The organism is Bradyrhizobium sp. Rc2d (assembly GCF_900099855.1).
Classification (GTDB): domain Bacteria; phylum Pseudomonadota; class Alphaproteobacteria; order Rhizobiales; family Xanthobacteraceae; genus Bradyrhizobium.
In genome coordinates this window covers 24,208-49,213 of sequence record NZ_FNCU01000003.1, presented here as the reverse complement: position 1 = coordinate 49,213, position 25,006 = coordinate 24,208, and the positions used below count along the sequence as shown (strand labels likewise).

Here is a 25,006-nt window from a genome sequence, read left to right as displayed (position 1 = left end):
TTAAACCTGGGCCGGCTGTCCGATGGTGACGCCGGTGCGGCGGATCTGTTCGCGCAGATTGCCGGGCTGGACCTTGCCGTCCGCACCGATCTGCACCGGCGCGATATAGGGACCGATCGCGCCGACGTCATCGGCGACGGACTCAGCAAGCAACGCCTTCGCCTCGTCGGAGTTGCGCACGATCGCGGCTTCCGACAGGTCCGCGGACCAGCCCTTGGCGGCGGTGCGATAGACCACAATGCCGTCCCAGGTGCGGTTGGCGGTCACGACCGAGGGGCCGGCGATTTTGATCTTCTTCTGTTCAAGCGGGGAGGTCATTCGGCTGCATCCAGGAGGTCAGAGATGATTTGGTTGGGAGTTTGGCGGCGAAGCGAGCCGGCATGCCGGACCACCTCGCCGATGATGAGAATGGCAGGACCGCCATTGGTCCGCCGCACGAGCTCGGGCAGGTCGCGCAGCGTGCCGATCGCGCCTTGCGCATCGGGGCGCGTGACGCGGGCGAACACGCCGACCGGGGTTTCCGGCGAACGGCCGGCAGCGAAGAGGCCGGCGCGTATGGCGGGCGCGGCAGTCGTGCCCATGTAGACGACGACGGTCATCTTGGTGTCGGTCAGCGTCGACCAGTCCACGACTTCCGCATCGCGCGCCTTGTGCGCGGTGAGGAAGGTGATGCGGGTTGCTTCATGACGGTAAGTGAGCGGCACTTCGAAATCGGCGGCACCGCCGATACCTGCGGTGATGCCGGGAATGATCGAATAGGCGATGCCGGCGGCGCGCAAGGCTTCCATCTCTTCGCCGCCACGGCCGAATACGAAGGGATCGCCGCCTTTCAGCCGCACCACGCGCTGGCCGGATTGCGCGGCCTCGATCATGCGCTTGTTGATGGCATCCTGGCCGATGCCGGGCTTGCCGACACGGCGGCCGACGGCAACGCGCGTGGTATCGCGGCGGATGCGGTCGAGAATTTCGGGCGAGACCAGCTCGTCGTGAAAGACGATATCGGCGTCCTGCAGTGCGCGCAGCGCCTTGATGGTGAGGAGATCGGGATCGCCGGGCCCGGCGCCGACCAGCGCGACCGAACCTTCCGGCTTGTCGGCGCGCGCGAAGGCGGAGGGATCAGCAATAGCCGTGAGCGCCGCATCCGCTTCGCTTTTGCGACCGGCGAGCACGGCAGCGCCGATCGGCCCGTCGATGACGCGCTCCCAGAAACGGCGGCGCAGCGGAAATTCGGCGATGCGCTCGTTGATGGATTTGCGGAAGCCGCCGATGAATTCGGCGAGCTCGCCGATGCGCGACGGCAGCAGCGCCTCGATCTTCTCGCGCACGCGCCGCGCCACCACCGGCGAGGTGCCGCCGGTGCCGACCGCGACCACGACGTCGCCGCGGTCGACGATCGCCGGAAAGATGAAGCTGGAATGTTCGAGATCGTCCATCACGTTGACGGGCAGGCCCAGCGCCTTGGCGCGAGCCGACATCGCGACACCAACATCACCCGCGCCGGCGCAGACGACAGCGATGACGCCCGAGAGATCGGCAGTGAGCGGATCGCCGGACACGATTTCGATACGCCTGGCGTCCTCGGAGCTGAAGCTCAGATCACGATCGCCATCGATCGCATGCACGCGGATGCGCGCGCCGGCAGCAGCGAGCACGCGCAGCTTGGCGCGCAAAAGCTCACCCGCGCCGATGAGGACCACCGGACCGGTCTTGAGATCGAGAAACACCGGCAAGAACCGCATGCGATACCCGCTTCCCCACAAACGGGTTGACTGGAATTATTTTCTATATATGTCTCGTTTCGAGCGCGCAAAGAGAAAATTTTTTCTTCTCTTCCGCACTGCAACTATAGAATTTTCGCCTCCAAACGCAAAGTGGCAGAGATGCATCTTCTCAAGGACGATTCCGCTGCTGATCGACTGAGCAATCCGGCACTGGCTGAGCGCGTGCGCGCGCAAGAATTTTCTGCCGAGCTTGCCCCAAGCATGGATCATCTCGACCAGCTCGAGGCGCAGAGCATCTACATCTTCCGCGAGGCCTTCGCACGGCTGAAGAAGATCGCCCTGCTGTGGTCGCTCGGCAAGGACTCCAACGTCATGATCTGGCTGGCGCGGAAAGCCTTCTTCGGCAAGATGCCGTTCCCCGCCCTTCATGTCGACACCGGCAAGAAGTTTTCGGAGATGTATCGCTTCCGCGATCATTACGGCAAAGAGTGGGACCTCGACTTGCGCGTCGAGCCCTGCCCGCCGATCGATGCCGTCGACCCGACGCTGCCGCCGGCCGCGCGTTCCGCCGCGCGCAAGACCGAAGGTCTCAAGATGGCGCTCGCCAAGTACGGCTTTGACGGCCTGATCGCCGGCATTCGCCGCGATGAGGAGGCAACGCGCGCCAAGGAGCGCGTGTTCTCGCCGCGCGGGTTAGAGGGCAATTGGGACGTGCGCGACCAGCCGCCGGAGTTCTGGGATCATTTCAATGCCTCGCCGCCGCAAGGCGCGCATTTGCGCATCCACCCGATCCTGCATTGGACCGAGGCCGACATCTGGGCCTACACCAAGCGCGAGAACATCCCGATCATCCCGCTGTATCTCGCCAAGGACGGCAAGCGCTATCGCTCGCTGGGCGATCAGGACATCACCAATCCGGTCGCTTCGACCGCCGTCAGCATCGACGAGATCCTGATCGAGCTCGAACAGACCAAGGTGCCGGAGCGCGCCGGGCGCGCGCTCGACCACGAGACCGAGGACGCTTTCGAGCGCCTGCGCGTCGCCGGCTATCTCTGATTCCCAAGGACGCGAGCGTCGCATGAACATGATCGTCACCACGGCTTCGCCGGCCACTCCGAACGGCACCACGCGTCCGCAAGTGCGCATCGTCATCGTCGGCCATGTCGACCACGGCAAGTCGACGCTGGTCGGCCGCCTCCTGCACGAGACCGGCAGCCTGCCCGACGGCAAGCTCGAAATGCTGAAGGCCGTCAGCGCACGGCGCGGCATGCCGTTCGAATGGTCGTTCCTGCTCGATGCGCTGCAGACCGAGCGCGACCAGGGCATCACCATCGACACCACGCAGATCCGCTTCCGCACCAACTCGCGCGACATCGTGCTGATCGACGCGCCCGGCCACGCCGAATTCCTGCGCAACATGATCACCGGCGCCTCGCAAGCCGACGGCGCGGTGCTGATCATCGACGCGCTCGAAGGCGTGCGCGACCAGACGAGGCGTCACGGCTATCTGCTGCATCTGCTCGGCGTGAAGCAGGTCGCGATCGTCGTCAACAAGATGGACCGCGTCGACTTCTCCGCTGAGCGCTTCAAGGACATCAGCGACGAGATCTCGGCGCATCTCAACGGTCTCGGCGTGAAGCCCACGGCCGTGATCCCGATTTCCGCGCGCGACGGCGACGGCGTCGCGCAGCGCACCGACCGGATCGGCTGGTACAAGGGACCGACTGTGGTCGAAGCGCTCGACCGGCTGGAGCCGGCACGGCCGCTGGAAGCGCTGGCGCTCCGGCTGCCGGTGCAGGCGATCTACAAGTTCGACGACCGCCGCATCGTGGCGGGCCGGATCGAATCGGGCAGCCTGATTGCGGGCGACGAGATCGTGATCATGCCGGCCGGCAAGATCGCCAAGATCAAGACGGTCGAGAGCTGGCCGGTAACACCGGTCGCGGGCCGGCAAGGCGCCGGCCGCTCGGTCGGCATCACGCTCGACCGCGAATTGTTCATCGAGCGCGGCGACATCATTGCGCATGCCGGCACCGCACCGCGCGAGACGCGCCGTCTGCGCGCGCGAATCTTCTGGCTGCACGACAAGCCGCTCGCGAAGGGCGATCAGCTCCTGGTCCGCTGCGGGCCGAAGGAAAGCCGCGCCACCGTGGTGGCGATCGAGAAGGCGGTCGATCCCGGCGAGCTCGAAAGCAACGAGAACAAGGCGATCGGCCGCAACCATGTCGGCGAGATCGACATCTCTCTGTCGAGCCCGATTGCCACCGATCCCTACACCGAGAATCCGCGCACCGGACGTCTCGTGATCGAGGTGTCCGGGCGCATCGCCGGCGGGGGCCTGGTGCTGTCGGTCGATGCCGGCCAGCGCGCCGTGCCGGTCGACATCGTGCCGGTGGAATCGGCGCTGCGCCCTGACGAGCGCTCCGCGCGCTACCGCCACAACGGTGCCGTGGTCTGGCTCACGGGTCTGCCCGCCTCCGGCAAGTCGACCCTGGCCAAGGCGCTGGAGCGGCGGCTGTTCACCAATGGCGGCTCGCCGATCCTGCTCGACGGCGACACGCTGCGCGCCGGGCTCAACAGCGATCTCGGCTTCACCGCCACTGATCGCAGCGAGAACATCCGCCGCCTTGCGGAAGTCGCGACGCACCTCGCCCGCAACGGCCACATCGCGATCGTCGCCGCGGTCTCACCAGCGCGCGAGGACCGCGCCACCGCGCGCCGGATCGCCGACACCGCGTTCCGCGAAATCCATGTCGCGACGCCTGCGGGCGTGTGCGAGGAACGCGATCCCAAGGGCCACTACAAGAAGGCGAGAGCCGGCACGCTCGCCTCGTTCACCGGCATCGGCAACGACTACGAGGCGCCGCAGGCGGCCGAGCTCGTGATCGATACGTCGGGACGGACCGTCGCCGAAGCCGCCGACGAGATCGAGCGCATGCTGAAGACCACCGGCGTGCTGTTCGACGAAGTCGTGGACCTCGCCGCGAATATTTGAGTCGCCGATTATCGCGCCACATCATCGGTGTCGTCCCGGCGAAGGCCGGGACCCATACCGCGTGATCTTTCGATCGGGCTCTACAGCAGTCCCGGATCACGAATCTTCGCCAAACTCCTCCCTGTGGTAATGGGTCCCGGCCTTCGCCGGGACGACATCGGAGAGAGATAGCACCCGACGGCTATCGCAAGTCGCGGCCCGACCGGTCCCCACCTTTTCTTGACATTTTGACAACCCCCTAGGGGTCTTCTCACGGCCTTGATTTTGGGGCTAATAGGCCTCCGAAAGCCGCCCCCTATGGGCGCATTTTGCTGCTGTCGGGTCAAAAGCAGCCAAAAACAGCCATTTCCAACAAGAAAGCCCATCATGAAACGCGTCGATGCCCACGGATTGAAGATCGCTCCCGCCCTGTTCGATTTCATCGCCAAGGAAGCGGCCCCGAAAACGGGGATCGCGCCGGATGCGTTCTGGGCCGGGCTTGCCGCCATCATCAAGGAGCTGGGGCCGAAGAACCGGTCGTTGCTCGCTTTCCGCGACACGCTGCAGGCCAAGATCGACGATTGGCACCGCGCCAACAAAGGCAAGGCGTTCGACCTCAACGCCTATACCGCCTTCCTGAAGGAGATCGGCTATCTCGTCCCGGAGCCGGCGACGCAGAAGGTCGAGACGGCCAATGTCGACGAGGAGATCGGCAAGATCTGCGGCCCGCAGCTCGTCGTGCCGCTGACCAATGCGCGCTATGCGCTGAATGCGGCGAATGCGCGCTGGGGCTCGCTCTATGATGCCTTCTACGGCACCGACGCCATTCCGCATGATCCTTCCGAGAGTGGCAAGGGCTACAACAAGGCGCGCGGCGACAAGGTGATCGCCAAGGCCAAGGCATTCCTCGATACCGCCGTGCCGCTGGCGACCGGCAGCCACACCGACGTCACCGCGTACAGCGTCGTCGCGGGCCAGCTCGCGGTCAAGCTGAAGAGCGGCAACGCCACCGCGCTGAAGAACGCGGCGCAGTTCGCGGGCTTCCAGGGCGATGCGGCCGCTCCGTCCGCCGTGCTGCTCGTCAACAACGGCCTACATGTCGAGGTCAAGATCGACCGCAGCAGCGCGATCGGCAAGGACGATCCGGCCGGCGTCGCCGACATGATCATGGAGGCCGCGGTCTCCACCATCCTCGACATGGAAGACTCCGTCGCCGCAGTCGATGCCGAGGACAAGGTGCTGGTCTACCGCAACACGCTCGGCCTGATGAACGGCACGCTGTCGGCCGATTTCGAGAAGGGCGGCAAGACGCTGACGCGCTCGCTGAACGCCGACCGCAGCTACAAGACGCCGGATGGCAAGAGCGAGCTCAAGCTGCACGGCCGCAGCCTGCTCCTGATGCGCAATTGCGGTCACCACATGTTCACCGACGCGGTGCTGGACGAGAAGGGCGAGGAGATTCCCGAGGGCCTGTTAGACGCCGCCGTGTCGGGCCTGCTCGCCATTCACGACCTCAAGGGCAATTCCAAGGTCAAGAATAGCCGCACGGGATCTGCCTATATCGTCAAGCCGAAGATGCACGGCCCCGACGAGGTGTCACTGACCTGCGAGATCTTCGACCGCGTCGAGAAGATGCTGGGCTTGCCCGCGAACACGCTCAAGGTCGGCATCATGGACGAGGAGCGGCGCACCACCGTCAACCTCAAGGCCTGCATCCAGCGCGCCTCCAAGCGCATCATGTTCATCAACACCGGCTTCCTCGACCGCACCGGCGACGAGATCCACACCTCGATGGAAGCGGGCCCGATGATCCGCAAGAACGAGATGAAGGCGCAGGCCTGGATCAAGGCCTATGAGGACTGGAACGTCGACATGGGCCTGATCGACGGCCTGCCCGGGCACGCCCAGATCGGCAAGGGCATGTGGGCCGCGCCTGACAAGATGGCGGACATGCTGGCGCAGAAGCTTAGCCATCCGCAGGCCGGCGCCACCACCGCGTGGGTGCCCTCGCCGACCGCCGCGACGCTGCACGCGCTGCACTACCACCAGGTCAACGTGATCGCGCGCCAAGAGGAACTGACCAAGGGCGGACCGCGCGCAAAGCTCTCGGACATCCTCACCATCCCGGTGTCGAAGTCGAACTGGGCGCCCGATGACGTCAGGCAGGAGATCGACAACAACTGCCAGGGCATCCTCGGCTATGTCGTGCGCTGGATCGACCAGGGCGTCGGCTGCTCCAAGGTGCCGGACATCCACGATGTCGGCCTGATGGAAGATCGCGCCACCTTGCGCATCTCCAGCCAGCATCTCGCCAACTGGCTGCACCAGGGCGTCATCACCGAAGCGCAGGTGATGGAGTCCCTGAAGCGCATGGCCGTGGTCGTCGACAAGCAGAACGCGGGCGATCCCATCTACAAGCCGATGGCGCCCGCCTTCGACGGCGTCGCCTTCAAGGCGGCCTGCGACCTCATCTTCAAGGGCCGCGAGCAGCCAAACGGCTACACCGAGTACATCCTCACCGCCCGCCGCCGCGAGGCGAAGGCAGCGGGTTAAATAGCCTCAGTTCGAACGGCGAAACGTCGCGGCGCGCAGCGGAACGGCTGCGCGCCGCTTGCGTTGTAGGCCATCAACGCGATGGAGATGGTCATGGACTGGAATCGCATCGAAGGAAACTGGAAGCAGTTCAAGGGCTCGGCCAAGGAGAAATGGGGCAAGCTCACTGACGACGACCTCCGATTGATCGAGGGGCGTCGCGAGCAGCTCGAGGGCCGACTCCAGGAACGTTACGGCAAGGCCAAGGACCAGGTTCGTCAGGACGTCGACGACTGGCTCAAGTCGCTGCATTGAGGCAGCACGAAAAAGCCCCGGCCCAGGCCGGGGCTTTTTGTTTGAATGGGTCCGCTAGAACACCGCAAGATATTTCAGGAGCGACACGATGCCGATGATGATGACGATCACGCGCGCGATCTGCTTGGCGCGGCCGTCCATCGGCAACATGTTGATGAGATAAAGTACGAGAATAACGACGAGAAAGGTGACGAGTACGCCGACCAGCATCGCTAGGACCCCCCTTCAGGCAAATTGCTGCCTGGTCCCTAACGCCTGTAAGGCGCGCGGGTTCCGCCCCTGCAACCCCTTGCAATTTCTCATATTTGATCGAAGCAGCAAAGACCCCGTAATTTTACGGCAGCATCACTGTCTAAGTTTTTACCCTTTTGAGGCCAAATGCGCTTCAGGCGCCTGCCACCGGCCGGCGCCTTTGCTGCGCGCATCCCTTTGGTCGTTCGAAGTTCGTAAGGGGCTGCCGTTGGGGGCCACAAACTTCGAAACGCCTACCGGGGGATCCGATGCTCAACCGCCTGACCGTATCCACGTTGCTGAAAGCGGTGATCCTGTCCACCGCACTCGTCGTCGTGATCGGCTTCTCGATCAGCGCATGGAATTCGTGGATCCGGCTTCAGCAGGCCAACCGGATCGTCGCGGTAGCAGCGGCCTCCGCCGATGTGTTCAAGGCGATGGCGAACATCCGCTCCGACCGCTCGACCAGCAGTCGTCAGCTGACCTCCGACATCCAGATGGACAAGGAAATCGAGACATACATCCGCGGCATCCGCGGCGAGCTGATGCCCGCCCTGGCACGTGCGATCGAGATTTTACCCTCGATCGACTTGCCTCAGGGTAGGACGGTGGTTGCCGATCTCGACCGGCTGAACAAGGCGCTGCTGGCGCAGCAGGCTGAGTTCTGGACTGAGGTCGCCAAGCCCAGGGCATCGCGTCGCGCGGCGCTTGTCAAAGAGTATCTTGAGAGCGAGGACGGGCTGATGGCCATCCTCGAAAAGCTGTCGCCCGTGCTGGCCGCGAGCGTCAATCATCAGGACGCAATGATCGATCAACTGCTGATGATCAAGCAGATGGCCTGGCTGTTGCGCGTCAACGCGGGTGAATCCTCGCTGATCGTCGGCAACGCGCTCAACAGCGGCAAGATCTCGCCCGAGGTCCAGCTCGCTTTCACCAAATGGATCGGCGGCACCGAGACGGCCTGGAGCGCGACCGAGCTCGCCGCATCGGGCATGCAATTGCCGCCGGCGCTGGCTGCGGCCATGGCGGAAACCAAATCGTTCTATTTCGACCCGCAATATCTCACCACGCGCGACGGCATCATCGCCGCAATCGCCAAGGGCGAGAAGGCGTCGATGACTGCCAATCAGTGGAGCCCCTACTCGGTCGGCCGGATGGCGAGCGCGATCAAGCTCGCCGATACCGCGCTTGGCGTCGCCAGGGACCATTCCACCAGCCAGCGCGCGCAGGCGCTGCAAACGCTGCTGACCCAGCTTGTGCTGCTGATTGCCGCGATTCTGTTCACGGGCGCGGCCATGCTGGCGGTCAGCCGCCGCGTGATCACGCCGCTGCACCGGATCCGCGACGCCATGCTCAAGGTCGCCGGCGGCGACCTCACCGTCGATCCCGGCTATCTCGACCGCCAGGACGAGATCGGCTCGCTTGCCGGCGCGCTTGAAACCTTCAAGCAGCAGGCGATCGACAAGCTCAAGATCGAGGAACAGGAGCGCGAGCGCAACGCCGGCGCCGCCGCGCGCCAGCGCGCGATGGAGGCCTATGTCGGCGAGTTCGAGGGCGTGGTGCGCAAATCGCTGGGCGAGTTGAGCGAGGCCTCCGGCGAGATGCGCAAGACCTCCGGCGATCTCTCCGCGGTATCGCGCCAGACCAATGAACGCGTCGAGGTCGCCGGCAAGGCCTCGAACGATGCCTCCACGAGTGTGGAGAGCGTCGCGGCAGCGGCCGAGGAGCTCTCCGCGTCGATCAACGACATCAGCCAGCAGGCCGCGCATGCCGCAGGCATCGCCAGTCGCGCCGTCAACCAAGCGCGCGAAACCGACAGCACGGTGCAAGGGCTGGCGCAGTCGGCGGGGCGCATCGGCGAGGTGGTCGGGCTGATCAACACCATCGCGGCGCAGACCAATTTGCTCGCGCTCAATGCCACGATCGAGGCCGCCCGCGCCGGCGAAGCGGGGCGCGGATTTGCCGTGGTGGCATCGGAGGTGAAGTCACTGGCGAGCCAGACCGCGAAGGCGACCGATGAAATCTCCGAGCAGATCGCCGACATCCAGAAGGTCGCGGGCGATGCCATCAATGCGATCCAGGCCATCGGCGGCATCATTGGCGAAGTGAACGAGGTCGCCACCGCCATCGCCGCCGCCGTGCAGGAACAGGGTGCGGCGACCCAGGAGATCACCCGCAGCACGCAATATGCGGCGCAGGGCACCAAGAACGTCTCGGACAACATCACCGGCGTGAAGGCCGATGCCGACACCGCGGCCGGTGCCGCCGAAAACGTCAAGCAGGCCTCCGAGACGCTCGAGACGCAGAGCCGCCAACTCGGTCAGCAGGTCAGCGATTTCCTGGGCAAGATCCGGGCGGCGTAGGGCACGCTGGCGCTACACCCTCGCCGTCGTCCTGGCGAAAGCCAGGACGACGTGGAGAGAGCTCCCCTACTCCTTCGCCACCACCGGCACCTGGCGGAATCTGGCGCGGACCGATTCCGGCAGCGGCGAAAAATTCATCGCGACGCCGCGGCGGTCGTTGGCATTGCGGGTGGCAATCACAAGGCCGCCAGCGCCGGCGACGATGTCGCCCTTGCGCAAGGTGGGATCGTCCTCGACCTTGACCTGGGCGAGCCCGACCGGATCCTTGCCGTTGCAGGTGCAGCCCGCGACGATCTCGTTGCGATAGCGGAAGGCGTTCGGCAGATCGGAATAGGACTTTCCGTTCTCCGTCGTGGCATCGTCGATGTTGCTGCCATAGACCAGCGAGGTTTCGGACGCCGGGCAGAAGCTCTTGCAGGACTGCGCCTTGCTTTCGGCATCCGTTCCTTGCGCCGGAAAATAGCGGCCATCGCATCCGCGCACGCAATAGGCGGCGCCGCCACCATAGGCGGCTCGCTGGCGCGGCATGTCGTAGCGCGGCATGTCATCGTTTGGGAACGGCGTCCGGATCTGGGGAGGCCGTGCGCCGAACGCGCCGAACAGCGCCGAGAAGAAATCCTCCGCATGCGCCGACGGCGTCAACGCGAGGCCGAGGGCGGTGACGGTGAACAAGGCCGCCGCACAACCAACCAGTTTACCGAACGAACGTCTTTTCATGTAGCCTCACTCAACTCTCAGTTCACCGACGACGCCGAGATATTCAGCGCCTGGTGGCCCGAGGGAAGCGTCGTCATGGCCGGGTGCTTGCGCACGGAATCGCCTCCCTTGTCACTTCCCTTGGCCATCAGCGGCGCGTTCTTTGGCAGCACCACGACCTTTGTCCCGACATTGACGCGGCCGAACAGGTCGATGACGTCCTCATTGGTCAAGCGGATGCAGCCGGAGGAGACGAACTTGCCGATGGTGCTGGGATCGTTGGTGCCGTGGATGCGGTATTCGCTCGAGCCGAGATACATCGCACGGGCACCGAGCGGGTTACCCGGACCGCCCGCCACGAAGCGCGGCAGATAGGGTTGGCGCGCAATCATTTTGGCCGGCGGATGCCAGTCCGGCCACTCGGCCTTGCGGCTGATGCTCTGAACGCCCGCCCAGGTAAAGCCCTCGCGGCCGACACCAACGCCATAGCGGATCGCGCGTCCCTGGCCGAGCACGTAGTAGAGATAGGTGTTGTTGGTATCGATGACGATGGTGCCGGCCGGCTCGCTCCTGTCGAAGCTGACGATCTGCCTGCGCAGCCGATCGGGCAGCCGGGCGTCCTCGTCTGCGGCTTGCGGTGCCTCGCTTCCATAAGCCTGTGAATAGCCCTGGTCCTGCGGATACGACTGCGACTGCATCGGCACAAAGCCGAGGGTTTGCGCACGCGCGCCGCCAAAGGGCATGATGAGCAGTGCGCTTGCGAAGGCAAACGCAGTGACGGCGCGCGGTGAGAAGCGGCGGACGAGAGAGAACCTTGTCATGAGCTGCCCCGTTGGATGTGTGCATCTGGGTGATGCTGTCGCCAACAAACGCGACCGGGCCGACTCAGGTTCCGCCGAACTCTGCGGCAGCGACGTCACAGTCAAGCGAGCGCGTCTTCACGAAGCCGCGACGGAACCCTTGCTCAGCCAGCACGTTGTCGGATCGTCGATGGGCGCGCGGATCGCGAGTTGCGCGTGCGGGAGAGATATTGTGCGCGTCCTTCCCAGCGAACGTCTGATTCCCGGCAACAGCGAAGGTGAACCGCTTCCCGACAGCCATAGTGAGCTGCCACCGGTCATCCGCCGCACCGAGTTCGTCGCTTTCGCACTCGCAGGCCTCCTGCTGATTGCGGTCGTCACCGTGCTCTATGTCGGAAAAGCGTTCTTCCTGCCCGTGGTGATGGCCTTCGTCATCGGCACCATGCTGTCGCCGGCGGCGAGCTTCCTCGAGCGATGCAAGGTGCCGCGCGCTCTCGGTGCCGTCCTGATCGTTATCGCGGGTACGGCAGTGGTCGCGTTCGCGGTCGCGCTGATCGCCTCGCCTGTGATGGAATGGAGCACGCACCTGCCGGAGCTCGGCGCGCAACTAAAGGACAAGCTGCACGTGTTCGACCGGCCACTGGCGCTGTGGCGCGAGCTGCAAGCCATGGTCGGCGGCTCGGAGGAATTCCCCAGCTTCCAGTTGCCGAAGATCGAGTGGGTGCAGCCGACGCTGGAATTCCTGTCGCCGACCTTTACTGAATTTCTGCTGTTCTTCGTCACCCTCATTCTGTTCATCGCAAGCTGGCGCGACCTGCGGCGGGCGATGATCATGAACTTCAGCAATCACGACGCGCGGCTGCGTACACTGCGTATTCTCAACGAGATCGAGGTCCATCTCGGCAATTACCTCCTGACCGTCACCGTCATCAATGTCGGCGTCGGCGTCGCCACCGGCCTCATCTGCGCGCTCACTGGCATGCCCAATCCGGCCGGCCTGGGCGCACTTGCGGCAACGCTCAACTTCATTCCGATCATCGGGCCGATCGCGATGTTCGCCGTACTGGTCATGGTGGGGCTGGTCGCCTTCCCGACCATCAGCGGCGCGCTGATGGCGGCGCTCGCCTTCGGCGGCCTCACCTTCCTGGAAGGGCACTTCATCACCCCGACCATCATCGGCCGGCGCTTGGCGCTGAATGCGCTTGCGGTCCTGCTCGCGCTGGCATTCTGGACCTGGATGTGGGGCCCGATGGGCGCGTTCCTATCGTCGCCGCTCCTGATCGTCGGCCTGATCCTCAAGGAGCATCTGTTGCCGGCGGATTCGCCGCAGTTGCCGCAGGCCTGAGCGGTTTCCGTGGACGGAACTTCCCCGACCACGAAACGTTCTCCGGCTATCTCAGCCGTCAACAGTTTGGAGCTCCCGATGTCCACGACCAATGCCGAAGCCGGGATGAAGGACTGGACCGACAAAGCCACCAGGGAACGCCTCGAGAAGGATGTAGCAGCCGTGAAAAGCGATATCGCCGCCCTCACCGAACAGATCACCGACGCGCTCAATACCTTCGCCAATTCCACCAGCAGGCAGGCTCGCCGCGGCTATCGTCAGGCGCGCGAGAACATGGATTCCGCGATGGACGACATGTCCGACCGCGGCAGCGCGATGATGGAGGCTGCGCAAGACGCCTACGGTTCGATCGAGGAGACGCTGGAAGAGGCCATCACGCAGCGGCCGCTCGCGACCGTCGGGCTCGCCCTCGGCATCGGCTTCCTGATCGGCGCCGCCTGGCGGCGGTAGGCTTGCGGAACGGATCTCGAGACGGCGGCGCTGCCGCACCCGACGCCGGCGTGTGGCGGTTCGGCTTGTGGGGGATTTGAGGAGCAAGGCCATGTTTCAGCGCATCATCGACGGGATCAGTGCATCCACCGGCACCACTGTGCGACTGACCTCGCTGGCCGCAGGCACGGCATTCGCGCTCTTCATCACCACGTGCTTCCTCTGCGCCGCGGCCTTCATTTCGGTCCTGGAGAAATATGGCCCGGTTCAGGCCTGCCTTGCGGGCGCCGGCATCTTCTTCCTGCTGACGCTCACCGCCGCCGGCACCTATTGGGGCTACAAGCGCGAGGTGCAGAAGCGCGCCCAGATCGCGGCCGAGCGCGCCGCGAAGTCGATGGCACAGAGCATGCTTGCGGACCCTATGCTGCTCGCTACGGGACTTCAGATCGTGCGTGCCATCGGCGTCAGGCGGCTGTTGCCGATCCTCGCGATCGGTGGGGTCGCACTCGGAATCATGGCGAGCCGGGCTGGCGTAGCAGACGAGGCGTCGGCCGAACCTGCAGAATAATGGTCAGAGCGGGTTAGAAAATTTCGTCGTAAGTCCTCCGACCCCATCGATCGCAAATCGGTCCGAGCGGTCCCGCGCAATTTTGCGCCATCCGGCACGAATGCCCTCGCCATCACGCAAACGCTACTCGGATGGGCAGGCGGTTGCCGCTAAAAGCGTCGCCCCTGATTCCAAAAGTTTTTCGTGATGAAACCGTCCGTCAAGGCGAACCTCGCCGCATTTCAACCCGACGCCAGACTGTATTTGACACTCGGCATCGCCAACTGGTCGGTTTTCGTCGATCACATCCCGAACAACGTCGTCAACCTGCTGACGCTGCGAAACTTCGGCTTCAGCGGCGCCGCGGATTTGTTCGTGTTCGTGGCCGGTTATGGCGTCGCCATCATCCACGGCCGGATGGCGCTGGAGCGCGGCTACGTCGTCGCGGCGACGCGCATCTTTCGACGCGTCTGGCGGCTCTACGCCGCCTACGTCGTCCTGTTCGTCATTTATATCGACGCCATCGCCTATGTCGCCTCGCAATCGATGGCACCGGAAATCATCCACGAATACAACATCTCGGGGATTCTCGAGCACCCGCTGCGCATCCTGATCCGCGGTCTCGTGCTCCAGGAGGAGCCGCTGAACCTCGACCTCCTGCAATTGATGGTCCCGCTGATGGCCTTCTTTCCGCTTGTGCTCTGGGGCCTGTTGCGGCGGCCGAACGTGACGCTGGCGGCATCGGTCGCGCTGTACCTTGCCGCACGCTGGTTCGACTGGAATTTCCGGGTCTATCCGGACCAGGAGTGGACCTTCAATCCGCTCTGCTGGCAGATGCTGATGGTGCTGGGCGGCTGGTTCGCCGTGACAGGCGCGCCCGGGCGGGCGCTGCGCGGCACGCCCTGGCTGCGGATCCTCGCCGGGACCTATCTCATCTTCGCGATGGCCGTCACCCTGATGCGCCATTCACCGGCGCTCTCCGCTTATCTGCCGGACGTCCTCCTCAACGGCATTGCGCCGACCGACAAGGAAAACCTCGCGCCCTATCGCGTGCTTCACTTCCTCGCGCTCGCCTTCCTCGCGACCCATCTCATTCCGGCCGATCATCCCGGCCTGCAACTAAAGCCGCTACAGGCGGTCATCAGGTGCGGCGAGGAATGGCTCGCCGTGTTCTGCGTCGGCGTATTCCTGTCCTTTGCAGGTCATCTCATCCTGATCACCGGGCCCAATATGATGGTGATGCAGGTCGTGGTGAGCCTCGCCGGCTTCGCCGCGATGACCGCGGTCGCCTATTACATCGCCTGGTCGAAGTGGCAGGACCTGCCCGCCGCCTTGCGGCAGCAGGCCTAGCCGGTGCGCATCCGATTCCCCTAAAGCGCGTGAGATCAGGATGAATCGTCATCGCACTTTAGGTTATTGTTTGAGCATGATCTTTTCGGAAAACCGCTACACACTTTTCCGGATCAAGCTCTGGGCCGGCGGCCGCGGCTGCGCTATGCGGAGCAGAAGCGGGTAGCGAGGAGACCGGACGTGGTGACGGCGAACAGCGAGGGTGATGGGGCCGACGGCGCGCCCCGGCGCGGCCGGCCGCGATCGATCGAGACCACCAACGCCATTCTCGAAAGCGCCTATGCGCTGATGGCCACCACCGGTCTTGCCGCCACCACCATCGACGCGGTCGCGCGGCACTCCGGCGTCTCCAAGATGACGATCTACAAATGGTGGCCGTCCCGCGAGGCGCTTCTGATTGACGCCTTTCTCCACCACGCCGCGCAGATGCTGCCGCTGCCGCCGGTGAGCTCCGGAACGCCCGCGGCGCGTGCACGCCGCCATGCCGCGGCCTATGCCGAGGCGCTCCAGGGCGAGTTCGGCAAGGTGCAGCTCGCCGTGATCTCCGAATGCATTTCGAAGACCGGCTCCGCCGAGCTGTTCTACGCCCGCTATCTGCAGTTCCGCCGCGACGCGCTGGTCGAGATGATCGCGGCGGGCCAGAAGGACGGCAGCATCCTGGCCGAGGGACTGCCCGGGGATCTCTACGACGCAATCTATGGCGGCCTGTTCTACCGCTATGTCTTCGGCATCGCACCGATCACGCCGGCTTACGCCCGCAATCTGGTCGATTTGGTGCTGCGGCCGAAGGGCTGACCTCGCATCACCGCACGGGCCTGACCGGGGCCGAAATCTTGTCGGTACGATCGCGCTCGGTCATGTCGACCACCGTCTCCATCGGCGCGATGAGCTCGTAGACGTAGGAGACGTCGGTGAAGTAGCGCTTGGCGGTGCCGCCGAGCGCCTCGGGCGCGACGCGGTCGAGCAGGATCAGGCCGAAATCGGAATCGGGGCGGCGCGTCGCCTCGCTGGTGTTGAACTCCTCCCAGCGGAAATTGAAAATCTCGTCGGGCTCCTCGCCCGTCACCGTCCAATTGGCGGTGATGTGCGGATGCTTGCCGACCAGCGACAGGCCTTCGTCGGAATGCGAGGCGAGCTCGAAGAACAGCAGCGACAGGCTCTGCGCCGCGCGCGCGCTGACCGCGATGTCGGGACCGGTGACGGCGATGCGATCAGCATGCGGGATGGCGCGCGCTTCGAACAGGCCCTTCAGCTTGACACCCTGCCACTGGCTCTCGCTGAGCAGCGAGACCACGTTCGACATGGCGTGGATGCGGCCGATCAGCAACTCGCGCGCGACGTCGATGTCCGAGCCGTGGCGCAGCGTGCGTGTCACGATCGACTGGATCACCGCCAGGATGTTCTTGACCCGGTGGTTGAGCTCGTCGATGACAGCGGTGAGCCGGCGCTCGAAGCCGATCCGCACCTGGATTTCCCGGCTGAGCCGCAGATTGTTATAGGCGACATAGCCGAACAGGCCGCACACCATCGCGGTGATGGCGAGGCCGATCGCCGCGACGATGATGGCGGTCTGCTCGGCGCGACGCGCCGAATTGGTCTTCGCGTAATAGGCGAGCTGCCAGTCACGGCCACCGAAGCTCACCGTGCGCATGGCCGACGGCGCCAGTCCGTCCGCCGCCGTCATACGCGTGGAGACCACGCCCTGGTCGTTGGCAACGAGCTCGCCGCCGTCCCTGCGCGGATCCCTGAGCGCGACCGAGAACAACGACATGTCGTCATTGGTCAGCATCAGCGAAGCAAGCTCGTAGGAAAATGTGACGAACCCGGCGGGCTCCGTTGCACCTTCGGGAATGACGGGCGCGGCCACGATGACGCCGATCGGGCCGTTGCCGCCGAGCAGCGGAATCGGGTCTGAGGCGATCGACCGCTTCTCGACCCGGGCGCGCGTCAGCATGGCGCTGCGAACCGGATCCTGATCGTAGCTGCGGCCAGGCAGCGCCTTGGTCTCGTTGCTGCGCGGCTCGAGGTCCATCAGCACGTCGATCGGCTGGGTGACATCGGCGGAATTGATCGGCTTGTCGTCAAACATGCGGATCCGCGGATTGGGGAAGCCGGCGCCGGCAATGGCAGCCTGCGCCGCCGTAAGCTCGTTCGGCTTCAGCCGGGCAATCCAGCCGGCCACCACGAAGTCGGTCTTGAAGGCGTAGATGGCCGAGCGCAGCGGCTCCAGCATGCTCGGCTTGATCACGGATGGCGCACGGAACAAGCCGGAGGCGACACGCGCGAGCAGCTCCCGCTCGGTGAGGCGATCCTGGACCAGGCTTGCGTGAACGTCGATCGCACGCGCGAGCGCGATCCGGTCCAGCGCCAGCTCCTGATCGTGAACGCGATAGGCCGCAAGCCCGGAGAGCAAGGCTCCGAGCAGAGCGATGAAGCCAATGATGAAACCCAGCCGGACCACGCGACTACTCAGGCGAAAGCAGGAGGTCGGCAATAAACATGGAGCATATGAACGCCGATCGAACGGCCATGTGCCGAAACAGGGTGAACCCCCAGTGGCGGAGATAATGGAGGAGGAGGCATCAGTACGCAACGTAGGTCGGCTGAAAAGCTTAATCCGTCCGGCCGATGGTCCGGCCGCACGGATTTGCCCCTTGGGGGCCAAGAGGTAGTTAATCGCCCCGTCCGAAATTTGTTCCGCGGTTGCCGCCCTGCCCCGGGGTGTTAGGGCAAAAACGCCTGCGCTAAGTCGTCGCGTCCGTCGGGCCCCGCGGTTTTAAGCGTCCCGTTTTAAGCCACCCTTGGTCTCGATGAAGCCGACGATGCGATCGAGACCCTGGCTCTTCTTCAGGTTGGTCATGACGAAGGGACGCTGGCCGCGCATGCGCTTGGCATCCGTCTCCATCTTTTCGAGGGAGGCCCCGACATGGGGTGCCAGGTCGATCTTGTTGATGACAAGAAGGTCTGACCGGGTGATCCCCGGGCCACCCTTGGACGGGATCTTGTCGCCGGCGGCAACATCGATGACGTAGATGGTGAGGTCGGCCAGCTCCGGGGAAAAAGTGGCAGCCAGATTGTCGCCACCGGACTCGATCAGCACGAGATCGAGGTCCGGGAATTTCGCGCGCATGTCCGCCACCGCGGCGAGATTCATCGAGGCGTCCTCGCGAATCGCGGTGTGCGGGCAGCCGCCGGTCTCGACCCCCGCGATGCGGTCCGGCGTCAGCGAGCCCGAACGCACGAGGTATTCCGCATCCCATTTGGTGTAGATGTCGTTGGTGATCGCGGCGATGTCATAGCGCGCGCGCATGGTCTTGCAGAGCAGGTCCATCAGCGCGGTCTTGCCCGATCCGACCGGGCCGCCGACACCGACACGCAAGGGTCCGTGAGTTTTCGACATGTCGCTCGCTCTTTCCTAACGTCGTCCCGGCCTAGTGCGCGTTCGCGCACGGGGGCCGGGACCCACAGCCACCGAACCCGGTTGATAGGACGGGCTGTGGCCGCATCCTTCCATCTCCACGAAGATTCGTGGTTATGGGTCCCGGCCTGCGCCGGGACGACGGCGGAGTGTGACGCAACGTGCTCACGACCGGAACAGCCGCGTATATTGTGTCTCGTGCCTTAGGCTGGCGAGATCGGCGCGGAAAGTCGTGCTGCCGAGATCGTCCAATGTCGCATTCAGCGCACGATTGGCGACCGCGCCGACTGCGGCTTCCAGCCTCACAAGCACACGCTGGCTGTCGGTCTGGCCGAGCGGAATGAGACGGCTGGCCGCCGAGATCCAGTTCGAGACCAGGGCATGGAGGAAGGCGTGGAGTGTCGACGCCAACGGCACGCCATGCATCGCGGCGACCACGCCGACCGCGACGGGATAGACCAGCGGCGTGCGGCATGCCGCAACCATGGCATCCAGGCCATCGGCATCCCACGCGGCGCGGGCGATGTCGATGAAGGCGCGGCCCTGCGAGGTCGTCTCCAGCTGTCGTTCGCGCGACGGCACGAAGGCGGCGGCGAGCTCGGCGATATCGTTCAAAGTGGTGGTCTCGCCCGCTTCCGCGGCGCGATAGGCATGGACCAGGAACGTCGCATCGCAAAAGCCCGAACCGTCGCCAAGCATCGCATCGAGCCAGTCCGCCAGCGTCGCGGTGTCGGTGATATCGCCGGCCTCGACCGCCCATTCGATGCCGCTGGAATAGGAGAACCCGCCGACAGGGAATGCCGGCGACAGCCAGGTCATCAACCGGTACAGCGCCGCCGCCTCGCGCCCAGTGAGGTCAGCGCGGCTGACCGGCTCATTTGTGGTCATGAGCATGCTTGTGGCCGTGGTGATGATGGTCGGGGTGGTCGCAATGCTCGTCGTGGTGATGGTGATGATCGTGACCATGGTCATGCGCGGCATGGCCATGATGGTGGTGATCATGACCGTGATGATCATGGTGATCGTGATGTGCGTGATCGTCGTGCCCATGCGCGTGGCCGGCATCGGCATAGGCGCCGCCCTCGGGATCGAACGGCGCCTCGATCTCGATCACGCGCGCGCCGAGACCCTTCACCATGGCTTCGATGACGTGGTCGCGGCGGATGCGCAAGGCTTTGGCCATGATCTGCGTCGGCAGGTGGCGGTTGCCGAGATGCCAGCCAACGCGGATGAGATGGTGCGGATCGCGACCGCGGATCTCCAGCAGCGGCTCGGGTGCCGCCACCACCTCGACCAGCCGGCCGTCCTCCAGCACCAGGGCATCGCCGCCGCGCAGCGCGACGGCATGCTCCAGGTCGAGCAGGAATTCGAGCCCCCGCGTCCCCGTCATTGCCATGCGGCGGCGGTGCCGATCGTCGAAATCGAGCACGACCGTGTCCACGGGTGCTTCCGTGAAGCGGTGCTGCCCCTTGACCTGCGTCGCCCGGATCATGCGTCTACTCCGTTACCGTGTCTCGACCTTCTCGGGCGTGATCACCTCGATCTTCGGCGGCGCCGTGAAGCACTTCACCGCGACGCGGCCGAACGTCTTCATGTGTTCCATGGCGCGGTGCGGCACCAGCGCCTCGGCATTCTCCCACTGCTCGACGAATACCATCTTGCTGGGATCGGTGACGCTCTCGTGCAAATCGTAGGCGATATTGCCGGGCTCCTTCCGCGTCTCCTTGATGCAGGCGGTGGCAGCTGCAATGAATTCGGCGCGCGTTTCGGGCTTGATGGTCAAGGTAGCAACGACATAGATCACGAGAAATCCTCCCGGCTTTTCTTCTAAGGGTACGATACCGGGCCGGACATTAGACCAGGCCGGATCGAACGCAACACCGGAAAAGCTGCCTCCGGACTTGATGCGGGGACATGCGTTGAGGCGCTATTTCAGTACATGAAATATCGCTGCGCCATGGGCAGCACCTCGGCGGGCGCGCAGGTCAGCAGCTCGCCGTCGGCGCGGACCTCATAGGTCTCCGGATCGACCTCGATATCGGGCGTGGCGTCGTTGTGGATCATGCTCTTCTTGGATATCTTGCCGCGGGTGTTCTGGACCGCATAGAGCTTCTTGTCGATGCCGAGCTTTCGCGCAAGACCGCCCGTGACCGCGGCCTTCGAGGTGAACACCACCGAGGACGCCGTCCGCGCCTTGCCGAAGGCGCCGAACATCGGCTGGTAGTGCACCGGCTGCGGCGTCGGGATCGAGGCGTTGGGATCGCCCATGGGCGCCGCGACGATGCTGCCGCCCTTGACGATGCAGTCCGGCTTGACGCCGAAAAAGGCCGGCGACCACAGCACGAGATCGGCGAGCTTGCCCTTCTCGACCGAGCCGATCAGCTTCGACACGCCATGGGCGATCGCGGGATTGATGGTGTATTTGGCGATGTAGCGCTTGACGCGGAAATTATCGTTGTCCTTGCCCTTGTCCTGCGGCAGCGACCCGCGCTGCTTCTTCATCTTGTCGGCGGTCTGCCAGGTCCGGATGATGACCTCGCCGAGGCGGCCCATCGCCTGGGAGTCCGAGGACATCATCGAGAGCGCGCCGAGATCGTGCAGAATGTCCTCGGCGGCGATGGTCTCTTTGCGGATGCGGCTTTCCGCGAAGGCCAGGTCTTCCGCGATCGAGGGATCGAGGTGGTGACACACCATCAGCATGTCGAGATGCTCGTCGATGGTGTTGCGCGTGAACGGCCGCGTCGGATTGGTCGAGGACGGCAGCACGTTCTTCAGGCCCGCGACCTTGATGATGTCAGGCGCGTGACCACCGCCGGCGCCTTCGGTGTGGAAGGCATGGATGGTGCGGCCCTTGAACGCCTTGATCGTATCCTCGACGAAGCCGGATTCGTTCAGCGTGTCGGTGTGGATCATCACCTGGATGTCGTGATCGTCGGCGACCGACAGGCAATTGTCGATCGCAGCCGGCGTCGTGCCCCAATCCTCGTGCAGCTTCAGCGCGCAGGCGCCGGCTCGGATCATCTCGACCAGCGCGGCGGGCCGCGAGGCGTTGCCCTTGCCGGAGATCCCGAGATTGACCGGGAACGCGTCGAACGACTGGATCATCCGCGCGATGTGCCACGGCCCCGGCGTGCAGGTGGTGGCGAAGGTGCCGTGCGAGGGGCCGGTGCCGCCCCCGAGCATCGAGGTGACGCCGCTCATCAGCGCGTGCTCGATCTGCTGCGGGCAGATGAAGTGGATGTGGCTGTCGAAGCCGCCGGCGGTGAGGATCTTGCCTTCGCCCGCGATAACATCAGTGCCCGGGCCGATGACGATGGTGACGCCGGGCTGGATGTCGGGATTGCCGGCCTTGCCGATCGCGGAGATCATGCCGTCCTTGATGGCGACGTCGGCTTTCACGATGCCCCAATGGTCGACGATCAGCGCATTGGTGATGACGGTGTCGGCCGCGCCCTGCCGGTTGGTGACCTGCGACTGCCCCATGCCGTCGCGGATCACCTTGCCGCCACCGAACTTCACCTCCTCGCCGTAGGTGGTGAAATCCTTCTCGACCTCGATGATGAGGTCGGTGTCGGCCAGCCGCACCTTGTCGCCGGTGGTCGGGCCGAACATGTCGGCATAGACGGAACGTTTGATCTTGACGGACATCACAAGCCCCGATTGCGTTTGAACATCTGGTCAGTCACAGCAAGGATCTCGCTGCTTTCACGGCATCATCGAATTTCTCGTCGAGCCACGCATTGCCGCCGCGGCAGCCTGCGACCACTTTTTCAGCCCAGTCGCTGTAGTCGGCGAGGTCGTCGCGCTCTTCAGCGGTCGGATCGGTTTGAATGCGCGCGCCGATGTTGCTGATCTTGTCGGCGATCTTGATCAGCTTGGCACCGGGGGATTTGTGCGGAGCGTCCTCGATCTGCTTCTGCCGCCGCTCTGCCTTGGGCAAGCTCATGTCGTCGGTGCATTCGACGACGAGGGATACGACACGATCGGAGAATATCTGCGCGAGCTCCTTGCTGGTGGTGTCCGTGTCCTCGATCGAATCGTGCAGCCAGCCGGCCGCGACCAGCTCGGCATCGGCGCCGTCGGTCGCGGTCGCAAGCAGGTTCGCGACCTCGGCGAGGTGATTGATGTAGGGCTCGTTGCCCCGCCCCTTGCGCGCCATGCCGTTGTGGCGGCGCGCAGCGAGGTCGGCAGCTTCCGAGACGAGGCGGATTGGGGACAGCATGGCAAGCACCTCCGTTTCCGCCTCAATCGTGCCGTTGCCGACTTCGTTCCTCGGCGTCCTCTCTCCGTTCCCTCCCCCCTTGCGGGGGAGGGGCAGGGAGGGGGGGGCCCCGGGCTCCGCCGCCTGAAGGATGGCAAGAGCCACACCCTCCAGATTTTTCATCACGTCCTCATTGGTGAAACGCATCACGCGATAGCCGCGTGATGCGAACCACCCGTCACGTTGCGCGTCCTTGCGAAGGCGTTCCTCGAAATCGTGGCTTTCGCCATCAACCTCAACAACAAGTTTGCAGGAATGGGCCACGAAATCGGCAATATAGTTGCCCATCGGCGCTTGCCGGCGAAAACCTAACCGAGCCAAGCGGTGCGCTTTGAGATGACGCCACAACAGTGTCTCCGCGCGCGTCATCGCGCGCCGCAACTGCTTGGCACGAATTCTTTGAAACTCTGAGACCTCGTCGTGTGGCATACCCCCCTCCCCGACCCTCCCCCGCAAGGGGGGAGGGAGCGAGACAATCGTGCTCACTTCACTGTGGATCACGGTCCGCGTCCCGCACTAGTGCAAGCTTACAGCTTCCCCATGACGTCGCCGCGGAAGCCATAAATGGTCTTCTTGCCGGCCATGGCGACGAGCTGGACGTCACGGGTCTGGCCGGGCTCGAAGCGGACGGCGGTGCCGGCGGCGATGTCGAGGCGCATGCCGCGAGACTTCTTGCGGTCAAACTTCAGCGCCGGGTTGGTCTCAAAGAAATGGTAGTGCGAGCCGACCTGGATCGGGCGGTCGCCGGTGTTGGCGACCGTCAGCGTCACGGTCTTGCGGCCGGCATTGAGCTCGATCTCGCCGTCCTGAATGAAGAGTTCGCCGGGGATCATGCTCTGCTCCTACCTGATCGGCTCGTGCACGGTGACGAGCTTGGTGCCGTCCGGAAAGGTCGCCTCGACCTGGATATCGTGGATCATCTCGGGGATGCCGGGCATCACCTGGTCGCGGGTCAGCACCTGCGCGCCGGATTGCATCAGCTCGGCGACGGTGCGGCCGTCGCGCGCGCCTTCGAGGATGAAGTCGGAGATGATCGCAACAGCCTCGGGATGGTTGAGCTTGACGCCGCGATCCAGCCGACGGCGGGCCACGATCGCCGCCATCGAGATTAGAAGCTTGTCCTTTTCGCGGGGAGACAGATTCATGCGACATCTCTTCCGTTCAACACGTCAATTCAACCAGTCAGTTCAGCCAGAGCCGCGGCAGGGCCGCACCGGTGCGCGCCAGCACCGCCATCATGTCGGCGCGCAGGCGCGCCGCATCTTGGGCACAGAACCGCGCCATTGCAAAGCCATTCCAGGCGGAGATTCCAACCTCGCCGGAGAAAGACTCCGATGCCTCGCGAATGCGCTCGACCAGCGCCTCGTCACCGGGCACGATCAGGGTCGTGCCGATCGCCGCAGCTCCCTTGGCCACGGCCGATCGCGCGAGCTTTGCGCCGATATTGCCGTCGAGCCGGACGGTCTCTGCGAACACCAGCTTGCCGCCGCGGCGCATCCGCCAACGGTCGACGAACTCGCCCTGCTCCATCCGCTCGCCCATGGCGGTACGGCCGAACACCACGATCTCGCAAAGCAGGAGCGAGGCGGCTTCGTCGAGCTCGATGTCGAAGCGGCGCTGCACGCGGGCACGGTCGAACAGGATCGTCTCCTGCGGCAGCCAGGCAAGATGCCCACCCGCGCCGACCTTCAGGCCGATATTGAGCTGCGCCGCCGAGCCCGACGCGCGATAGACCTTTTCCGCCGCTGCCGTAGTCAGCGTCAATCGCGAGCTATCCGCCGCCGATATCTCGATGTCGAAGCAATCACCGCCGGCGACCCCGCCAGCGGTGTTGACGAACACGCCGGACAGGCCATGATCTTCCGGCGACGGAAACCGTACGCGCAGCGAGCCGGATTCATGCAAGGCACCACGCCGCGTCACGCCGTCGCGTGCGTGCACGTCGAAGCGCACCGCGCCACGAGCGCGGTTCGCCTCGAAAACCCCTGACGTGGTTGAAACGTCGCTGCGCATCCGCCTCTCCA

General features: G+C 64.6%; 25 protein-coding genes and 1 pseudogene. 10 read left to right on the top strand and 16 right to left on the bottom strand.

Annotation, left to right across the window (positions count from 1 at the left end; genetic code table 11):
* The gene (locus BLV07_RS06390; protein ID WP_091881306.1) at nt 1-318 is read right to left on the bottom strand and encodes a DUF2849 domain-containing protein; all 318 of its coding nucleotides are present in this window, start codon (nt 316-318) and stop codon (nt 1-3) included.
* Entirely contained in the window at nt 315-1,739 is a 1,425-nt protein-coding gene (gene cysG / locus BLV07_RS06385) for a siroheme synthase CysG (RefSeq protein ID WP_091881303.1), read from the bottom strand. Before cysG ends, BLV07_RS06390 begins: the two co-directional genes overlap by 4 nt.
* A gap of 243 nt (nt 1,740-1,982) precedes the next feature.
* On the opposite strand from cysG, the gene cysD reads away from it, so the two are divergent.
* The 4 genes from cysD to BLV07_RS06365 all read left to right on the top strand — a co-directional run bounded on the left by cysD (nt 1,983) and on the right by BLV07_RS06365 (nt 7,542).
* The gene (gene cysD / locus BLV07_RS06380) at nt 1,983-2,777 is read left to right on the top strand and encodes a sulfate adenylyltransferase subunit CysD (RefSeq protein WP_091882044.1); all 795 of its coding nucleotides are present in this window, start codon (nt 1,983-1,985) and stop codon (nt 2,775-2,777) included.
* 22 nt (nt 2,778-2,799) lie between these two features.
* Nucleotides 2,800-4,716 carry an adenylyl-sulfate kinase gene (gene cysC / locus BLV07_RS06375; RefSeq protein WP_091881300.1) on the top strand — a complete coding sequence of 639 codons (1,917 nt, stop codon included), beginning with the start codon at nt 2,800-2,802 and terminating at the stop codon, nt 4,714-4,716.
* 366 nt (nt 4,717-5,082) lie between these two features.
* On the top strand, nt 5,083-7,248 hold the full coding sequence (locus tag BLV07_RS06370; protein ID WP_091881297.1) for a malate synthase G: 2,166 nt from the start codon (nt 5,083-5,085) through the stop codon (nt 7,246-7,248).
* A 93-nt stretch (nt 7,249-7,341) separates the two neighbouring features.
* On the top strand, nt 7,342-7,542 hold the full coding sequence (locus tag BLV07_RS06365; RefSeq protein WP_164934719.1) for a CsbD family protein: 201 nt from the start codon (nt 7,342-7,344) through the stop codon (nt 7,540-7,542).
* 54 nt (nt 7,543-7,596) lie between these two features.
* On the opposite strand, the gene BLV07_RS06360 is transcribed toward BLV07_RS06365, so the two are convergent.
* Complete coding sequence (locus tag BLV07_RS06360; protein ID WP_008546817.1) at nt 7,597-7,752, bottom strand: Thivi_2564 family membrane protein; 156 nt, start codon at nt 7,750-7,752, stop codon at nt 7,597-7,599.
* Nucleotides 7,753-8,042: 290 nt separating this feature from the next.
* Between BLV07_RS06360 and BLV07_RS06355 the strand changes: the two genes are divergently transcribed.
* Nucleotides 8,043-10,136: a methyl-accepting chemotaxis protein gene (locus tag BLV07_RS06355; RefSeq protein WP_091881293.1), complete on the top strand. Its 2,094-nt coding sequence runs from the start codon at nt 8,043-8,045 to the stop codon at nt 10,134-10,136.
* 66 nt (nt 10,137-10,202) lie between these two features.
* Here BLV07_RS06355 and BLV07_RS06350 read toward each other — a convergent pair whose 3' ends face one another.
* Nucleotides 10,203-10,853: a DUF2865 domain-containing protein gene (locus tag BLV07_RS06350; RefSeq protein WP_091881290.1), complete on the bottom strand. Its 651-nt coding sequence runs from the start codon at nt 10,851-10,853 to the stop codon at nt 10,203-10,205.
* A gap of 17 nt (nt 10,854-10,870) precedes the next feature.
* Nucleotides 10,871-11,653, bottom strand: a complete 783-nt coding sequence (locus BLV07_RS06345) for a L,D-transpeptidase (RefSeq protein WP_091881287.1) — start codon at nt 11,651-11,653, stop codon at nt 10,871-10,873.
* Between the two features lie 211 nt (nt 11,654-11,864).
* Between BLV07_RS06345 and BLV07_RS06340 the strand changes: the two genes are divergently transcribed.
* The 5 genes from BLV07_RS06340 (at nt 11,865) to BLV07_RS06320 (ending at nt 16,098) form a co-directional block, all read left to right on the top strand.
* Nucleotides 11,865-12,977 carry an AI-2E family transporter gene (locus BLV07_RS06340; RefSeq protein WP_176945371.1) on the top strand — a complete coding sequence of 371 codons (1,113 nt, stop codon included), beginning with the start codon at nt 11,865-11,867 and terminating at the stop codon, nt 12,975-12,977.
* A 78-nt stretch (nt 12,978-13,055) separates the two neighbouring features.
* Entirely contained in the window at nt 13,056-13,427 is a 372-nt protein-coding gene (locus BLV07_RS06335; protein WP_091882036.1) for an ElaB/YgaM/YqjD family protein, read from the top strand.
* Nucleotides 13,428-13,518: 91 nt separating this feature from the next.
* Nucleotides 13,519-13,974 carry a hypothetical protein gene (locus tag BLV07_RS06330; RefSeq protein WP_176945370.1) on the top strand — a complete coding sequence of 152 codons (456 nt, stop codon included), beginning with the start codon at nt 13,519-13,521 and terminating at the stop codon, nt 13,972-13,974.
* A 186-nt stretch (nt 13,975-14,160) separates the two neighbouring features.
* On the top strand, nt 14,161-15,303 hold the full coding sequence (locus tag BLV07_RS06325; protein WP_091881281.1) for an OpgC domain-containing protein: 1,143 nt from the start codon (nt 14,161-14,163) through the stop codon (nt 15,301-15,303).
* A 180-nt stretch (nt 15,304-15,483) separates the two neighbouring features.
* Nucleotides 15,484-16,098: a TetR/AcrR family transcriptional regulator gene (locus tag BLV07_RS06320; protein WP_091882033.1), complete on the top strand. Its 615-nt coding sequence runs from the start codon at nt 15,484-15,486 to the stop codon at nt 16,096-16,098.
* Nucleotides 16,099-16,105: 7 nt separating this feature from the next.
* Here the strand turns inward: BLV07_RS06320 and BLV07_RS06315 are convergent, their stop codons facing one another.
* The 11 genes and pseudogenes from BLV07_RS06315 to BLV07_RS06265 form a co-directional block, all read right to left on the bottom strand.
* Entirely contained in the window at nt 16,106-17,764 is a 1,659-nt protein-coding gene (locus tag BLV07_RS06315; RefSeq protein WP_091881277.1) for a CHASE domain-containing protein, read from the bottom strand.
* Nucleotides 17,765-18,079: 315 nt separating this feature from the next.
* The gene (gene ureG, locus BLV07_RS06310) at nt 18,080-18,703 is read right to left on the bottom strand and encodes an urease accessory protein UreG (RefSeq protein ID WP_091881274.1); all 624 of its coding nucleotides are present in this window, start codon (nt 18,701-18,703) and stop codon (nt 18,080-18,082) included.
* Nucleotides 18,704-18,886: 183 nt separating this feature from the next.
* Complete coding sequence (locus BLV07_RS06305) at nt 18,887-19,615, bottom strand: urease accessory protein UreF (RefSeq protein WP_091881272.1); 729 nt, start codon at nt 19,613-19,615, stop codon at nt 18,887-18,889.
* Nucleotides 19,596-20,213, bottom strand: coding sequence for an urease accessory protein UreE (ureE, locus tag BLV07_RS06300; protein WP_091881269.1), 618 nt, complete (start codon nt 20,211-20,213; stop codon nt 19,596-19,598). The genes BLV07_RS06305 and ureE overlap by 20 nt, the downstream gene beginning before the upstream one ends.
* A gap of 12 nt (nt 20,214-20,225) precedes the next feature.
* Entirely contained in the window at nt 20,226-20,525 is a 300-nt protein-coding gene (locus BLV07_RS06295; protein ID WP_027553941.1) for a putative quinol monooxygenase, read from the bottom strand.
* A 128-nt stretch (nt 20,526-20,653) separates the two neighbouring features.
* Nucleotides 20,654-22,369: an urease subunit alpha gene (gene ureC, locus BLV07_RS06290; protein WP_091881266.1), complete on the bottom strand. Its 1,716-nt coding sequence runs from the start codon at nt 22,367-22,369 to the stop codon at nt 20,654-20,656.
* Between the two features lie 34 nt (nt 22,370-22,403).
* Complete coding sequence (locus BLV07_RS06285; protein ID WP_091882030.1) at nt 22,404-22,943, bottom strand: HD domain-containing protein; 540 nt, start codon at nt 22,941-22,943, stop codon at nt 22,404-22,406.
* A 132-nt stretch (nt 22,944-23,075) separates the two neighbouring features.
* Nucleotides 23,076-23,411, bottom strand: a pseudogene (locus BLV07_RS48625) (endonuclease domain-containing protein); the annotation flags it as partial.
* A gap of 98 nt (nt 23,412-23,509) precedes the next feature.
* Nucleotides 23,510-23,815 (bottom strand): urease subunit beta, encoded by a 306-nt coding sequence (locus BLV07_RS06275; RefSeq protein WP_035708642.1) that lies wholly within the window; start codon nt 23,813-23,815, stop codon nt 23,510-23,512.
* A 9-nt stretch (nt 23,816-23,824) separates the two neighbouring features.
* On the bottom strand, nt 23,825-24,127 hold the full coding sequence (locus BLV07_RS06270) for an urease subunit gamma (RefSeq protein ID WP_027553946.1): 303 nt from the start codon (nt 24,125-24,127) through the stop codon (nt 23,825-23,827).
* 37 nt (nt 24,128-24,164) lie between these two features.
* Nucleotides 24,165-24,995, bottom strand: a complete 831-nt coding sequence (locus tag BLV07_RS06265) for an urease accessory protein UreD (RefSeq protein ID WP_091881263.1) — start codon at nt 24,993-24,995, stop codon at nt 24,165-24,167.
* Between the last annotated feature and the right edge of the window lie 11 nt (nt 24,996-25,006).

Coding starts and splice junctions, on each gene's coding strand:
- BLV07_RS06330 (WP_176945370.1), top strand. CDS start 13,519: ATGTTTCAGCGCATCATCGACGGGATCAGTGCATCCACCGGCACCACT.
- BLV07_RS06355 (WP_091881293.1), top strand. CDS start 8,043: ATGCTCAACCGCCTGACCGTATCCACGTTGCTGAAAGCGGTGATCCTG.
- BLV07_RS06285 (WP_091882030.1), bottom strand. CDS start 22,943: ATGCTGTCCCCAATCCGCCTCGTCTCGGAAGCTGCCGACCTCGCTGCG.
- BLV07_RS06305 (WP_091881272.1), bottom strand. CDS start 19,615: ATGCTCATGACCACAAATGAGCCGGTCAGCCGCGCTGACCTCACTGGG.
- BLV07_RS06275 (WP_035708642.1), bottom strand. CDS start 23,815: ATGATCCCCGGCGAACTCTTCATTCAGGACGGCGAGATCGAGCTCAAT.
- BLV07_RS06270 (WP_027553946.1), bottom strand. CDS start 24,127: ATGAATCTGTCTCCCCGCGAAAAGGACAAGCTTCTAATCTCGATGGCG.
- ureG (WP_091881274.1), bottom strand. CDS start 18,703: ATGTCGAAAACTCACGGACCCTTGCGTGTCGGTGTCGGCGGCCCGGTC.
- BLV07_RS06265 (WP_091881263.1), bottom strand. CDS start 24,995: ATGCGCAGCGACGTTTCAACCACGTCAGGGGTTTTCGAGGCGAACCGC.
- BLV07_RS06390 (WP_091881306.1), bottom strand. CDS start 318: ATGACCTCCCCGCTTGAACAGAAGAAGATCAAAATCGCCGGCCCCTCG.
- BLV07_RS06345 (WP_091881287.1), bottom strand. CDS start 11,653: ATGACAAGGTTCTCTCTCGTCCGCCGCTTCTCACCGCGCGCCGTCACT.
- BLV07_RS06350 (WP_091881290.1), bottom strand. CDS start 10,853: ATGAAAAGACGTTCGTTCGGTAAACTGGTTGGTTGTGCGGCGGCCTTG.
- cysD (WP_091882044.1), top strand. CDS start 1,983: ATGGATCATCTCGACCAGCTCGAGGCGCAGAGCATCTACATCTTCCGC.
- BLV07_RS06335 (WP_091882036.1), top strand. CDS start 13,056: ATGTCCACGACCAATGCCGAAGCCGGGATGAAGGACTGGACCGACAAA.
- BLV07_RS06370 (WP_091881297.1), top strand. CDS start 5,083: ATGAAACGCGTCGATGCCCACGGATTGAAGATCGCTCCCGCCCTGTTC.
- BLV07_RS06365 (WP_164934719.1), top strand. CDS start 7,342: ATGGACTGGAATCGCATCGAAGGAAACTGGAAGCAGTTCAAGGGCTCG.
- cysG (WP_091881303.1), bottom strand. CDS start 1,739: ATGCGGTTCTTGCCGGTGTTTCTCGATCTCAAGACCGGTCCGGTGGTC.
- ureE (WP_091881269.1), bottom strand. CDS start 20,213: ATGATCCGGGCGACGCAGGTCAAGGGGCAGCACCGCTTCACGGAAGCA.
- BLV07_RS06325 (WP_091881281.1), top strand. CDS start 14,161: ATGAAACCGTCCGTCAAGGCGAACCTCGCCGCATTTCAACCCGACGCC.
- BLV07_RS06360 (WP_008546817.1), bottom strand. CDS start 7,752: ATGCTGGTCGGCGTACTCGTCACCTTTCTCGTCGTTATTCTCGTACTT.
- ureC (WP_091881266.1), bottom strand. CDS start 22,369: ATGTCCGTCAAGATCAAACGTTCCGTCTATGCCGACATGTTCGGCCCG.
- cysC (WP_091881300.1), top strand. CDS start 2,800: ATGAACATGATCGTCACCACGGCTTCGCCGGCCACTCCGAACGGCACC.